Origin of the sequence: Halorubrum sp. AS12, assembly GCF_051122765.1 — an archaeon.
In the GTDB taxonomy this organism is placed as follows: Archaea; Halobacteriota; Halobacteria; order Halobacteriales; family Haloferacaceae; genus Halorubrum; species Halorubrum trapanicum.
Genome location: NZ_CP185385.1, coordinates 1205684 through 1219446 on the forward strand (window position 1 = coordinate 1205684; position 13763 = coordinate 1219446).

Genomic DNA, 13763 nt, shown 5'->3' on the forward strand with positions numbered 1-13763 from the left:
TGACATCCTCTCCGCCCTGAACAGTAGTTGCCGAATCAAATCTTGCTCTGTACTAACCACGCCGTTGCGTTCGCGCATTTCACGATCGTAGCGGATTTCGCTGTGACAGATTCAGTGAGAGAGCGAGGGAACGCCGCGCTAGCGGCGTTCCCGAGCGATGCCTCTCTGGGATAAGCAAGGAGAGAGCTCACGACTTTAGCCGTGGGAGGATGTCAAGGCTGAGAACTGGATGTCCGTGGTACGCATGGATTTATTGTCAGTGGGCAATATTCGCCGGTATGCCCTTGGGCAACGAAGATGGGCACAAGGACGACGGCAACGGCGAGCCCAGTCATCAGTTTCGCAGGCGTAGCTGGCGACCGCACCGCCGGCAACTGATGGGGGCGCTCGCTGTCGCAGGGACCGGGCTGCTCGCCGGGTGTCCGGATGTCGCTGGCCCCGAGAGCGGCAACGGGAGCACGGCCGATACCAGTGATAGTGAGACAGCGGAAGATGACGATGAACCGACGGAAGGCGAACCGGAAGGAGAACTCCAAGATGTATCGCTGTCAGCGGAAACGATACCAGCCGGAAACGTGGTGACAGTGACGGTGCGGATTAGGAACGTGGGTGGCACCGGCGTCGTTGAGATACCAGTAAAATTCGGGGGCATCACTGTCGACGACACAACAGTTGAGCTGGACGCCGGCGAGACGGCAGCAGTCGAACTCACCGCGACGGTTGACTTCCGCGGGACGGAACCGGTGGTTGTCGCTGGCGAAGCAGTCGGCGAAATCACCGGCGAGCCGCCCGCAACAATCCATGTAGACCCCGCTGGAACGGAGCAGGCAACGGGTACATCACCGGATCCGTTCGGAACCATTCAGTCTGCGCTCGATGTAGCTCAGCCAGGACACACTGTCCACGTCAGTCCAGGCACGTACACAACGCAGGTCCAAACAGTGCGTGCGGGGACCACCGAAGAGCCGATCACGATTACCGGGCCACGCGAAGCCGTTTATCGGTCACAAGCTCCGTTTGAGATCAACCACAGTCATATTCACCTGACCGGACTGACGTTCAACGGCCTGCTCGATCCAGACTCCCCTGAGGACGATAATGTGTACAGCGAGTCGCTGCTTCAGGTGAACGAGACGTTTTTCGAACGTATCAAAAACGGTGAGCGCTCGAACGACGAGCCCGTGTCCGATGAAGAGTACCTCGTGGATGTCGTTGTGAAACCCGAAGCGGTCGGCAACTGCCGCGCGGACTTTGTGAAAATTCACTGGTCACGAAACGTTGAAATTGGGGAGTTCGAGGTCATCGGCCCTGCCGGTGTGAAGTACCTCTACGGTGACAGTGTCGGCCACAACGGTGAAATCGTCTACGTCGGAAATCCCATCGGGAAAGGCTATCCGATCGACGTCTCTCGCGATATACACATTCATCATATCGACAACAGTGCGGGATACGAGCACAACGAGCTCGTTGATGTGAAAGGTGGTGCGCGGAACGTCCTCGTCGAGTACTGTACCGATTCGGGTGGCGGCCGCTACGTTCTCGACGAGGCTGATGACACGTCTGAATGTGTCGTCCACTTGGGCGGCCGAAAGTGTGTTCTCCGGTGGTGCGCGATCGAGGACAGTCAGGGGCAAGCAGTTGAAGTTGGGTCTTGGGACATAGCCCATCCCGAAGAGTTCGAGGAAAACAAGGGTGTGGACTTTCCTGAGGAAGCCGAAAGTTTTGGTCGAGAAAATTCGATTTACGGCAACGAATTTCGCGACCACGACGGACTCGCAGTACAGTACCCTGTCGTCTACTCTGAAGCAGACGGATTGGAGATTGCCGAGGGGTACGGTCCAGAAGACCAGAGACACGTGTGTGGGAACGAGATCGATGGGCCCAGTCATGGGTCACCGGCGATAGACTGTGAAACAGACCTTCCTACGACGGACCAGATTGGCCACCGCGGCGGGAACAGCCCTTGGACCTGAGGTCACGCAACTATTGGTCACGAATTGTGACATGTGTTGGATATTTCCCACGCTAAGGCCGTTGGATTCTCTCTGGTTCCGCTGGAGTTCAACGATAGTACCCAAATGTTGGCCCGATCACTGGTCCGAGGTGGCGATTTGATGAACTGTTGGAGCAGTGACTATAATCAGTACAAGTTAGCACCGTGTAGCTTTTGACTGTGGTATCCGATTATCTCCTATGAGTGATCGGCGGACGGCGTGGTTACTTCTTCCACAACCAGTCCGGCGGCTTCCGGCCGACTTAGCAGCAGTCGTTGTTCTGACGCTGCTCACGTTGGGGAGTGTCTTTATTCCGGGGATAAATGAGACGCCGCTACGAGTAATCTTTGGACTTGGATTTGTCTTGTTTCTCCCCGGCTACGCACTAATTGCAGCATTATTTCCTGAAAAGGGTAGTAGAGAGGTCTCGGCGGACGACGATCAGACACAAACAGAGACTGGATCTGAGACTGAGACAAAACCCAGTCCCGTTCCGGGCAGTGACGCAGCAGAGACTGGAAGCTCACAGTCTACAGAGCGCAGTGAGCACACACAACAGCAAGGAATCGATGGAATCGAACGGGTCGCATTATCATTCGGATTATCAATTGCCATTGTACCGCTTATTGGATTGGTGTTGAACTTTACACCGTGGGGAATTCGACTGGCACCGATCGCCCTCTCAGTCACGGTGTTCACGCTTGCCTGTGTGAGTATCGCAGCAAAGCGACGCCGCGAAGTACCCGCTGAGGAACGGTTTCGCGTCCCGTACAGAGCGTGGATCGCGGCTGGGAAAGCCGAACTATTTGACCCAGACAGTCGGACAGATGCGGCGCTTAATATCGCACTTGTGCTCTCGGTTTTGCTTGCTGTTGGCAGCGTCGGGTACGCAGTTGCTGTTCCACCGCAGGGTGAGCAATTCTCGGAATTTTATCTGCTGAGTGAATCCGATGATGGTGAGTTAGTGGCGGACGGGTATCCAGATGAACTGGAAGTTGGTGAACAGAGCGAGTTGGTTGTAGGGATCGGCAATAACGAATATGAACTAACCACGTATACGGTCGTCATCCAGCTACAAACCGTTGAGCAAGATGGGAATACCACGATCGTGCGTGAGCGTGAGGAAATTGACCGGTTTCAAGCAACCGTTGAACACAATAACTCGCACCACGAACCACATACAGTACAGCCGACACAACCTGGAGAGAATATCCGTGTGAAGTATTTACTATTTAAAGACAGTGTTCCGGAGACACCAACCCAAGAGAACGCGTATCGGGATCTACATATTTGGATTGATGTCCTCAACCCAAATGAAGCCAGTCGATTAGCGCCACAATTCAGGTATTGACCTCCTCTTCCGCGTGAACGCGGAGGAATCTCACCACCGGATATCAGGCTCACTGTTGTGGCCTGTTGGTTTCAAGGCGCATGCGTTCCACGCGTCGGCTGCCGGGTTTCAGCATCGGCTTAACTGTCTTGTGGCCTGGTCAAGAGGCCCCATCCGTAGCCGGGTCATCGGCACCTGCCTTCTGCCGGGAAGTCCGGTCGCTTTCGCGGTGGCTCTCTCCACTACGGTAGCGGTCTGCGATGTTTATACTGGTTAGCAAGACGAATACCCCGACCCACCGTGGTCGGGGATAAAGCCGACAACTCGTGATACAAACTCCTGAGTGAACTCAAAGAAAAGGGGTACAATGTCGGTCGGCTCAAACGGCAAGCACCCAGCGACTACCGAAGCGTCACGTACAATCAGTCTGGCTTTGACCTCGATGAAAAGAGGGGCCACGACAAGTATGCGTACGTCCGCTTCAGCAATTGGGTGGATGAAAATCGGTACTCTCGCCCGATTCCTGACCACGCTTCGATCAAAGAAGCCACCTTCAAAAAGGAACCCACGGGAGAATGGTTCGTCACGTTCAGCCTCGAAACTGAAGACAAACACGTCCCGGAGAAACCCGCTGTTGAATCCCTCACCGCGAGTAACAGCGTGGGGATCGACCTCGGTATTCTCAACTACATCCACACAAGTGACGGGAAGACCATGGATTGGATTGATCTCGAAGACGAGTACGATCGGCTCCGCCGCGAGCAACGGAAACTCTCCCGAAAAGAGGAAGGATCGAGTAACTGGGAGACACAACGCCGGACAGTGGCGAAGGCTAGGCGTCACATCCAGCGGAAGGTACTGGACTACCAGCACAAGCTTACGACATGGCTCGTGAAGACGTACGACGCAGTATTCGTCGAGGACTTGAATGTCAAGGAGATGCTTGAACAGTCGCACAACGCTCGGAACAAGCAAGATGCGGCGTGGCGACAATTCATCACGCTCCTCGAATACAAGGCTGACCTGTACGGCTGTCACGTTGTACAAATTGAAGCAGGAGGGACGTCGAAAGAGTGTGCGTCGTGTGGCGTGGAGATTGTGAAACCCATCTGGGTCAGAGAACACTCGTGTCCGTCGTGTGGGTTCGAGACAGACAGGGACGCGAACGCGGCGATGAACGTCTTACAGAGAGGCTTTGCTGAACTAGGGCCGGGATGGCCCGAATCAACGTCCTCAGAATCGCTCTGCGATTCTGATGTGCGGACGAGAGCTTCGCTCTCGTCAACGCCTGTGGAGACTGTGACCGCTACGGACACGACTCAGTTTGAGTCGGTGTCTGTAAGTCACGTCATCGAAACAGGAAGCCTGCCCTCGTAAGAGCAGGATTCCCCGCGCCACCGTGCGCGGGGTAACATTCAACGCCCCGTTTCGAGATCGCCTTCCTGCCACCCGAATCGGTCTTTTCGGTCGTCGATATCTGATTTGGAGTTGTTTCAGAAAAAGATAACAAACATGACTCCGAAATGAACGGATCCGTATTTATCAATTGACGGTAATATGGTCGTATGAGCAACGGAGGCGTGGAGAGTAACCTCGACGACAGCGTCTCCCCTGGTCCCGTCCATCGAAGCCACGCTAGAGAGCTTGGAGCGGTACTCTGGGGTCTCGCGGCCGTCTCGATCGTCGTTGTCGGTAGATACGCGACGATCGGACGCGTCCAAGTGACGATACAGGAGTCGTGGCTCGTGCTGGCTCAGGTGATTGCCGTTGTAACCGTATTCGGGGTAACCAGTCTACTTCTCGGCGCATACGTCAGTAGTACCGGCTTCTCGCGATGAGCTTTGCAACTCGGTCACCGCCAGAACCAATCAGTGAGCCAGTATATTTATTGTCTATTAATAAGATAGGTGAAACTATATGAGACGTCTTGTCACGCTGAGCTTTCGTGCGTACAGCGCTATCGCCGTGATATTGGCCGGTCTCACCGCACTGTGGGCGCTCGACGTCCTCGCAGTACCGATTCCCCTCGTCGGGTACGGCTGGATCGGAGTTGCGGTCGTCGGCGCCGTCGTTGCGACGGGGATGTACACCGCCCCTGAGGAAGTGATCGAACCGGACGCAACCGACGAGCGGATCGAGTCGTTCGAGGAGAGCACACTCACCGGACGCCCTCTTGAGCTGTACATCAGCGCGCTCGTGCTGTGGGCCGCCGTCTCGTTCGGGTGGGTCCTCGGTGGGATGAGCGCGGCCGGCCTCACGCTCATCGGCTATGGCTGGTTGGCGATCGCTTTTTATGGCGCCGTCGTCGGGATCGGGCTTATGGCTACCCACAGCGACGACATCGCCACGGCGGTCGATCCGAGCGAGACACTCGACACAGGCGAGTGAGTTCACGGCTGCGAGCGGACGATCCCTGAACGGCGGCTGAGCAAGGGGCACGAATCTCGCGGCCGCCGTCGTCGAGAGCGCTGTCCGACCTACCGCAGATCCGATCTCCGAGTCACTCGGCACATCGCTCTCAGAACGCCTCCCACTCCGTGTGTTCCGGTTTTCGTACCCGAAGCTTTTGATCTCCGTCGTCGGTACGCTGCGTCTCGATCACATCGTCGAACAGCGGAACGAACTGTTCGACGGTCGACGCATCATGAACACTGGGGTCGATCGTCGCGATCACCGGCCAGTCAGTACCGGTCGATTTCTGGACGAGAATGTGTGTGAACTGGAACACGTCGGAAGGCGATGTGTACACTAACAGCGGCGAGAGGTTCGTGAGACCGACGGAGAGTTGATCCGTTTCGTGCTGGTCGAGAACATCGGCGAACTTCATACCGATCGACGTGAGATTCCCCGGGTCTTGGGCGTACTTCGTCGTTTCCGTATCCTCCTCTGATCGGCCGAGCGAGTTCGTGATACAGTCGACGACGATCGGAGTAGACGCATCGTCATCGGTCAACCGGTGGTACCGCGACCGGAGGCGCTCTGTAGGCTCTCGCGTTGCCACCACAGCTGGCCGACCCGGCGACTCCCGTAACAGTCGGTAGAGCAACCGGCGCCGTCCTGACAACGTCGGGCCGATGATTAACCCGCTGTCACGCATGGACAGATCCATCAATGAATAGAAGTTAATGATCAGATAATTAAATTTTTCTAATCATTCACTGTCGAGACCCCTCCGTCGATTTTGTGTACACATGCGCCGCGGTTTTCGTTTGACCTTCTCCTCCGCGTGAACGCGGCGGAATTCACTTGGTCGTAGCGAGGCGATCGCTCGGGACCGACGGCGCCTCCGGTCGATCCACCTCAGGCGCGAGTCGCTCGTAGTACCCTCGATATCGAGTCGTTCAATTCACGTTTCGAGTCGAATCCACGAGAGGGGTTTCGACCTGAGTAACCTGAGTTCGACCATTCCGTTCAGGTGCGCTTATGTATCCCCCGACCGGATCCGCGGACATGGACGACCACTCGCACGAGCCGGACCCGGACAAGCGCGTGACCGCCCCGATGGAGGAGTTCGGGAGCCGCGAGGTTGGTATCGGCGCGGCCGTCACGCTCGTCGGCCTGCTGATCGCGTACGCGGTTCCGCTCCTCGCGACCTTTTGAACGTCGCCGCTCGCACGGCCTCGTCGCTCGGGACGACCCGCGCGGGCGCCGACAGCCGTTTTAGTCCGGTGTGTCGATGACCACCCCATGAGCGACGAGATTGACGCCGGGTCCGGGTCGGCAGCCGCGTCGGCGCCGGAACCGGTCGGTGACTCGGACGACAGACGGGTCGAGGCGGTCGGGATCGGACCGGGGAACCCCGAGTACCTCACGCGGCGGGGCGCGCGGGCGCTCCGCGAGGCGGACGTCGTCGTCGGCTTCGAGACGGTCGTCAAGTACGTCGACGACGAGACCGACGCCGACCTGCTCGCCTGCGGGTACGACGACGAGGCGACGACCCTCAACGCGTTCGCCGATCGGGTCGACGCTGGCGACCGGGGCGTCGCCGTGCTGATGGGGGACCCGAACCACTCCGGCTACCAGTTTCTCGGGAAAGTCGAAGCCGCGGTCGACACGCCGGTACGGGTCGTGCCGGGCGTCTCGTCGCTCCAAGTTGCCGCGAGCCGAGCGCGGACGCCGATGGAGGACAGCGCGTTCGTCACGCTCCACAAGCGCGGGCCGCTCGACGGCGACCTCGACCGGCTCGTCGATGCGGTCGGGGAGCGCCATCTGCTCGTGCTCCCCCGCCCGTTCGACTGGATGCCCGGCGACATCGCGGCGCGACTCGTGGACGCCGGTGCGGACCCTGCGCTCGACGCACTCGTCTTCGAGCGCTTGACCCACCCGGACGAGCGGACGACGCAGACGACGCTGGGCGAACTGCGCGAGTCGGCCGGCGGGGAAGACCGGGCTTCGACGCCGTACTCGGACCTCTCGGTCCTCGTCGTGCGCGCGGACCGCTGAGTCGGGGTCCGCAGCTCGCGTCCCGAGTCGAGCCCGGAACCCCGCTATCGTGGGTACCAGGCGAGCGGGTGGTCCGCGGTGAGTTCGAGGGCGACCGGCTCGTCGAGGTCGAACTCCTCGACGTGGTTGTGGAGGCAGTGAACGGCCTCGCCGGAGTCGAGTTCGACGCGGTAGACGAACGAGGGACCGACGTACTGCCGCGAGGTGACGACGCCGTCGGCGAGTTCGGTGGCCGCGGGCGTCGCGCGGAGGTCGTCGGGCCGGACGAGAACGTCGACGGGCGCGCCGTCGTAGACGGTGTCGTACCCCTCCAGCGTCACGGCGTCGAAGCGGCCGATCCCGGTGTCGACCTTCCCGTCGCGGAGCTCCCCTTCGAGGAACGACGCTCGACCGAGGAAGGAGGCGACGAACTTCGACTCGGGGCGCTCGAAGACCGACTCGGGACGACCGACCTGTTCGATCGTCCCGTCGTTCATCACGGCGACGCGGTCGGAGATGGACAGCGCCTCCTCCTGGTCGTGGGTGACGGATATCGCGGTGACGCCCGCTTCCTTCAGGATGCGGCGCACCTCCTCGCGCATCTCCACCCGGAGGCGGACATCGAGGTTCGAGAACGGCTCGTCGAGGAGGAGCACCTCGGGTTCGGGCGCAAGCGAGCGGGCGAGCGCCACGCGCTGCTTCTGGCCGCCGGAGAGCTGGTCCGGCGTCTTCTCGCCGTGGTCGACCATCTCGACCAGTTCGAGCAGCTCGTCGACGCGAGCCTCGCTCTCGGCGGCGTCGGCGTCCGTCAGGCCGAAGGCGATGTTCTCGCGGACGGTGAGGTGGGGGAAGAGCGCGAAGTTCTGGAAGACGATTCCCACGTCGCGCTGCTCCGGCGGGACGAACGCCTCGTCGCCCGCGACAACGTCGCCGTCGATTGAAATTCGGCCCTCGGTCGGCTCTTCGAGTCCCGCGATGGTTCGGAGCGTCGTCGTCTTCCCGCAGCCGGAGGGACCGAGGAACGTCAGCAGTTCGCCGGACCGGACGTCGAGAGAGACGTCCTCGACGGCGGTCTCGGGACCGAACGCCTTCGTGACGTCCGACAGCGATAAGACGGGGTCCGCGGCGGCGTTCGCGTCGTCGTCGGAGGCGGCGCTCGCCCGGTGATCGACCGTCGCGTCGTCCGATCCCTCGGCCGTCGCGTCGTCCGACTCGACCGAGCGCGTCGTGCCGACTGGTTCCGTGGATGCCATCGATGAGTGGCGGGCGCCGGGTGAACCGGCGTCCCGCGGTTGCCGTCACATACTTTAGGAGTACCTAAAAGCGTATCGCTCGCTCTCGCGCCGTCGAAACCGGGGGTCGCGGGAGTTCGTCGCGCACGGCTCGGCGCCCGTCCGGCGTGCCGCGGCGGTTCAGGCCAGTTCCCGGGCGATCACGTCGCGGTGGTCGCGGACCGCGTCGGCCGAGAGCGATACCGACTCGTCGCCGACCGCGAGCGAGAGCGTCCCGTCGGTCGTCACCTCGCCGAGCCGGAAGACGGGGAGGTCGCCGACCTCGGCCGCGACCGCCTCGGGGTCGGTCGTCTGGACGAGCAGCCGCCCGGGCGTCTCGTCGAAGGCCGCGACGCGGTCGGGGAGCGTCGCGTCGACGCCCGCGTCATCGGTCACCAGTTCGGCGAGCGCGACCGCGAGTCCCCCCTCGCTCACGTCGTGGGCTGCCAGCGTCGACTCGTGGCGGGCGGCCGCCGAAAGCGACGCGACGAGGTCGCCGAGATCGTCGGCGGCGCCGGAGTCGTCGGGCAGCGTCGGGAACCGGTCGCTCCCGCCGGCGTGCGCGAGATACTCGGAGCCGCCGAGCGCGTCGCCGCCGGCGCCGACGAGCAGGAGTTCGGAGTCGGCCGCGCGCTCGGCGTCGAGCGCGGCTGGCGGGGCGTCGTACCCCCGCGTCGTGCCCAGCACCGCGAGCGTCGGCGTCGGGGGATCGGTCCCTCGACGCTGTCGTTGTACAGCGAGACGTTGCCGCCGACGACGGGTGTCCCGAGCGCCGAGCAGGCGTCCGCGAGGCCGTCGATGATCCCCTCGAACGCGCCGTACACGTCCGGCTTCTCCGGGTTGCCGCCGTTGAGGCAGTCGACCGCGGCGAGCGGGACCGCGCCGGTCGCGGCGAGGTTCGTCGCGTTCTCCAGCGCGACCGCGCGGGCGCCCTCGTACGGCGCGACCGCGGTCCACTTCGGGTTCGCGCCCGAGGCGAGTGCGAGACCGACGCCGTCGGCGGAGGTACTATCGGGTTCCGTCTCGCGGATCGCGAGCAGCGCGGCGTCGTCGCCCGGCTTCACCGCGGTGCGCGTGCCGACCTCGTGGTCGTACTGGCGGTACACCCAGCGCTTGCTCGCGGTCGAGGGGGCAGCGAGGACGGCCGCGACCGCCTCGTCGAGCGGGGGCTCGTCGTCTGGCAGGTCGCGCTCGGGCGGGCTCGGCGGCTCGCTCGCGAGGTCGTTCATCGGCGCGCCGTCCGCGAGGAACTCCGCGTCCGCGTCGACGACGATTTCCGATTCCTCCGCGTCGCCCGCGAACTCGCAGACGTAGTTCCCGTCGGTCACCTCGCCGATGACGGAGCAGCCGAGGTCGAACCGCTCGGCGAGCGCCGCGACGCGGTCGACGTCGTCGGGCGCGACCTCGTAACACATCCGCTCTTGGCTCTCGGCGAGCAGGATCTCGGTGGCGTTCATCTTCGGCTCGCGCTGGTGGACGCGGTCGAGTTCGATCCGCGCGCCCAGCCCGCCCTTCGCGACGAGTTCGGAGGAGGCGCCGCCGAGTCCGGCCGCGCCGAGGTCGCGCGCGGACAGGACCAGGTCCTCGTCGACGAGCGCCTCGTTACACTCGATCAGCCGCTTTTCCGCGTAGGGGTCGCCCACCTGGACTGCCGGGCGGTCCTCGGTCTCGGCGTCCTCCGCGAGGTCCTCGCTCGCGAAGGAGGCGCCGCCCAGCCCGTCGCGGCCGGTGCCGTTGCCGACGAGGACCAGCTTGTTGCCCGGCTCCTGCGCGGTCGCCGTGACGAGTCGGTCCTCGTTCGTCACGCCGACGCAGGCGACGTTGACGAGCGGGTTCCCCTCGTAGCCGCCGTGGAAGGCGACGCTGCCGCCGACCGTGGGGACGCCGATGCAGTTGCCGTAGTGGGAGATGCCCTCGACGACGCCCTCGAAGAGGTACCGCGAGCGCTCGCGGTCGAAGCCGCCGAAGTACAGCGAGTCGAGCAGGCCGACCGGGTACGCGCCCATGCTCATCGTGTCGCGGACGATCCCGCCGACGCCCGTGGCCGCGCCGTCGAACGGGTCGACGAAGGAGGGGTGGTTGTGGCTCTCGACGCCGAACGTGACGTAGGTGTCGCCGTAGTCGTCGGCGTCGCGCTCGCTCGCCGGACGATCCGCCGCCTCGGGGTCCGGCAGCGCGAGGACCGCGGCGTCGTCGCCGGGACCGACCACGACCTGGTCGCCCTCGCTGTCGAACGCCGACAGCAGGGGTCGCGAGGAGCGGTACGCGCAGTGTTCGCTCCAGAGGTTCTCGAACAGCGCGGCCTCGGCCGCCGTCGGCTCCCGACCGAGCTCCGCGGTCACGAGCTCGTGGTCCGCATCGGACAGACTCATTCACTTACGTGGTTACCGAGCCGGTTCTAATGCTTTTCTATACGCACGTTTGTGTGTATTCGAGGATCGAGATCCCCAACAGATCGCGACGCTGTGCCGGTGGCGCGTGCCGATGAGCGCCCGGAGGGCGCGAGTCGCACGCGCGAGGGAGTCAGTCGCCGGAGCGAAGCGGAGGCGACTGACGAGGCTGGGGAGGTGTGAGGTGCGGTTGCTGTGCGGTCGGGTGGGACTCAAAGGGGCAGCCGTGAGGTGGGCACAGGCGATGTAAGCACCGCAGGAACGAGCGAAGCGAGTGACGAGGAGCGCAACGAGCGTGTGCCCACCTCACGGCTGGGGCTTTGGAGGTATTCGCCGCCGAATTTCGGTCAACCATTTATAAGTGAGCGGCTGGGGCTTTGGCGGTGTTCGTCGTCGATCCGCAGTCGACTATTTATAAGCGATCAGCCGGCTCCTTGGAGCTGTTCGCTACTTGGTCAACAAGGGCGTTTATATGAGATCGACCGCTCTCACGTAATTACCTATAAAAGAACGGCAACGGCACCGTAGACGACCACTGTCGCGACCACACCGATCGCCACCGCCTTCGCGTTGAGCCGGACGGCCTTCTTGCGGTCGGCGGCGAGCGCCGCCTCGTTCTGGATCTCGTTCGTCCCCTCGCCGACATCGAAGACGCCGATGCCGGCGAAGCCGATACAGAAGCGCTCGCGGTACTGTAATACGCCCATCGCGGCGCCGTACAGCGGGAACACCGAGAGGACGAGCGCCCACCGCGGCCACGCGAGCGCGACGACGGCCGCGACGTAGGCCGCGGCGAGCAGCAGCGACCCGACGCCGAGGAGGAGGCGCCGTCGCTGTTGGGTCGGTCCGATGTTCCGACACGCCCGGTTGGTACTCCATACGGGATGGCGGGCGTGGGACGACGAAAACACACCGGATCCGCGCGGGAACCGACCCTGTTTCGACGAGCTGAACGCCGAGAATCGTCGACCGAGAAACGAGTAGACGACATCACGACCGACGAAGTAGACGACATCACGACCGACGAAGTAGACGACATCACGACCGACGAAGTAGACGACATCACGACCGACGAAGTAGACGACATCACGACCGACGAAGTAGACGACATCACGACCGACGATCGTGACGCCCATTTATTACCGAACGGCAGAAACGAACACGCGAGAGTAGCCATGACAGATAGGTCACCACGGGACAAGAAGCTACGGCGGTACGAGACGATCCTCGACTCGCTCGACGACGCCGTCTACGCCGTGCGTCCCGACGGGACCATCGCGTACGTCAACGATCGGTACGCCGAGATGAAGGGCGTGAGCCGCGAGGAGCTGATCGGAACGAACATCTATGACTGGGTGACCGAGGAAGCCGCGGAGAAGGCGAGGGAGGTTCGCCGCGAGATCGAAGCGGGAGAGCGAGCGGCCGGCGCGGTCGAGTACGAGTTCCTCACCGCGGACGGCGACCAGTTTCCGGTGGAGATGCGGTTCAACCGGCTCGTAGACGGACAGATTGAAGACGGAGAGATCGGAGACAGAGCGTCCGAGCTCGACCGCGTCGGCGTCATCCGAGACATCCGCGAGCGGAAGCGGCGCGAGGAGGTACTTCGGGAGAACAACGAGCGACTCGAGGAGTTCGCGAGCATCGTCTCTCACGACCTCCGGAACCCCCTCAACGTCGCGCAGGGGCGGCTCGAACTCGCCCGCGAGGAGTACGACTCCGAACACCTCGACTCCGTCGCCGACGCCCACGAGCGAATGGCAACGCTTATCGAGGATCTCCTGATGCTCGCCCGCGACGGCGAGGGCATCGAGGAGACGGAGCGGGTCCTCCTCCGGGAGTTCGCCGAGACGTGTTGGGAGGGCGTCGAGACCGCAGCGGCCTCGCTCCGGGTCGAGACCGACCGCGCGATCAGCGCGGACCGAAGCCGGCTCAGACAGCTCTTCGAGAACCTCCTGCGAAACAGTGTGGAACACGGTTCCACTGGCAGCCGGGCGGAGCCCGGCGACGCGGTCGAACACGCGGGCGAAGACGTCATGGTGACCGTCGGCAACCTCGACGGCGGCTTCTACGTCGCCGACGACGGCCCGGGAATCCCCGAGAGCGACCGCGAGAGGGTGTTCGAGACGGGGTACTCCACGACCGACGACGGGACCGGGTTCGGCCTCGAAATCGTCGCGACGGTCGCGGCGGCTCACGGCTGGGACGTGCGTGTCACCGACGCCGCGGACGGCGGCGCCCGGTTCGAATTCACCGGGGTCGACGTGCTCGACTGAGTGCCGCCCGAGCCGAGGTCGCCGAACCCCCCTCGCTCCGCGTTCCGCGGTGGCAACCCTCAAAAGGGTTCCCGACGACCGGT

At 62.8% G+C, this 13763-nt stretch carries 9 protein-coding genes and 4 pseudogenes; 8 read left to right on the plus strand and 5 right to left on the minus strand.

What is annotated here, in order from left to right; genetic code table 11:
• Positions 1-278 precede the first annotated feature (278 nt).
• The gene (locus ACODNG_RS06070) at positions 279-1973 is read left to right on the plus strand and encodes a DUF1565 domain-containing protein (RefSeq protein ID WP_434522846.1); all 1695 of its coding nucleotides are present in this window, start codon (positions 279-281) and stop codon (positions 1971-1973) included.
• A 220-nt stretch (positions 1974-2193) separates the two neighbouring features.
• Positions 2194-3345: a DUF1616 domain-containing protein gene (locus ACODNG_RS06075; protein ID WP_434522847.1), complete on the plus strand. Its 1152-nt coding sequence runs from the start codon at positions 2194-2196 to the stop codon at positions 3343-3345.
• Positions 3346-3464: 119 nt separating this feature from the next.
• On the opposite strand, the pseudogene ACODNG_RS06080 reads toward ACODNG_RS06075, so the two are convergent.
• A pseudogene (locus ACODNG_RS06080) lies at positions 3465-3595 on the minus strand (RNA-guided endonuclease TnpB family protein); the annotation flags it as partial.
• Between the two features lie 68 nt (positions 3596-3663).
• Here ACODNG_RS06080 and ACODNG_RS06085 point away from each other — a divergent pair.
• From ACODNG_RS06085 to ACODNG_RS06095, 3 genes and pseudogenes are all read left to right on the plus strand, one after another.
• Positions 3664-4701: pseudogene (locus ACODNG_RS06085) on the plus strand (RNA-guided endonuclease InsQ/TnpB family protein); the annotation flags it as partial.
• Positions 4702-4889: 188 nt separating this feature from the next.
• Positions 4890-5162, plus strand: a complete 273-nt coding sequence (locus tag ACODNG_RS06090; protein WP_434522848.1) for a hypothetical protein — start codon at positions 4890-4892, stop codon at positions 5160-5162.
• Positions 5163-5295: 133 nt separating this feature from the next.
• Positions 5296-5712, plus strand: coding sequence for a hypothetical protein (locus ACODNG_RS06095; RefSeq protein ID WP_434522849.1), 417 nt, complete (start codon positions 5296-5298; stop codon positions 5710-5712).
• A 130-nt stretch (positions 5713-5842) separates the two neighbouring features.
• Here ACODNG_RS06095 and ACODNG_RS06100 read toward each other — a convergent pair whose 3' ends face one another.
• Positions 5843-6433, minus strand: coding sequence for a DUF7504 family protein (locus ACODNG_RS06100; protein ID WP_434522850.1), 591 nt, complete (start codon positions 6431-6433; stop codon positions 5843-5845).
• Between the two features lie 341 nt (positions 6434-6774).
• On the opposite strand from ACODNG_RS06100, the gene ACODNG_RS06105 reads away from it, so the two are divergent.
• Positions 6775-6924, plus strand: coding sequence for a DUF7550 family protein (locus tag ACODNG_RS06105; RefSeq protein WP_434522851.1), 150 nt, complete (start codon positions 6775-6777; stop codon positions 6922-6924).
• Between the two features lie 87 nt (positions 6925-7011).
• Positions 7012-7767: a cobalt-precorrin-7 (C(5))-methyltransferase gene (locus ACODNG_RS06110; protein WP_434522852.1), complete on the plus strand. Its 756-nt coding sequence runs from the start codon at positions 7012-7014 to the stop codon at positions 7765-7767.
• Between the two features lie 44 nt (positions 7768-7811).
• Here the strand turns inward: ACODNG_RS06110 and ACODNG_RS06115 are convergent, their stop codons facing one another.
• The 3 genes and pseudogenes from ACODNG_RS06115 to ACODNG_RS06125 all read right to left on the minus strand — a co-directional run bounded on the left by ACODNG_RS06115 (position 7812) and on the right by ACODNG_RS06125 (position 12286).
• Positions 7812-8999, minus strand: coding sequence for an ABC transporter ATP-binding protein (locus ACODNG_RS06115; protein ID WP_434522853.1), 1188 nt, complete (start codon positions 8997-8999; stop codon positions 7812-7814).
• Positions 9000-9158: 159 nt separating this feature from the next.
• Positions 9159-11389, minus strand: a pseudogene (gene purL, locus ACODNG_RS06120) (phosphoribosylformylglycinamidine synthase subunit PurL).
• 518 nt (positions 11390-11907) lie between these two features.
• Positions 11908-12286 (minus strand): annotated as a pseudogene (locus ACODNG_RS06125) (hypothetical protein).
• 296 nt (positions 12287-12582) lie between these two features.
• On the opposite strand from ACODNG_RS06125, the gene ACODNG_RS06130 reads away from it, so the two are divergent.
• The gene (locus ACODNG_RS06130; protein WP_434522854.1) at positions 12583-13680 is read left to right on the plus strand and encodes a two-component system sensor histidine kinase NtrB; all 1098 of its coding nucleotides are present in this window, start codon (positions 12583-12585) and stop codon (positions 13678-13680) included.
• The last annotated feature ends 83 nt before the right edge of the window (positions 13681-13763 follow it).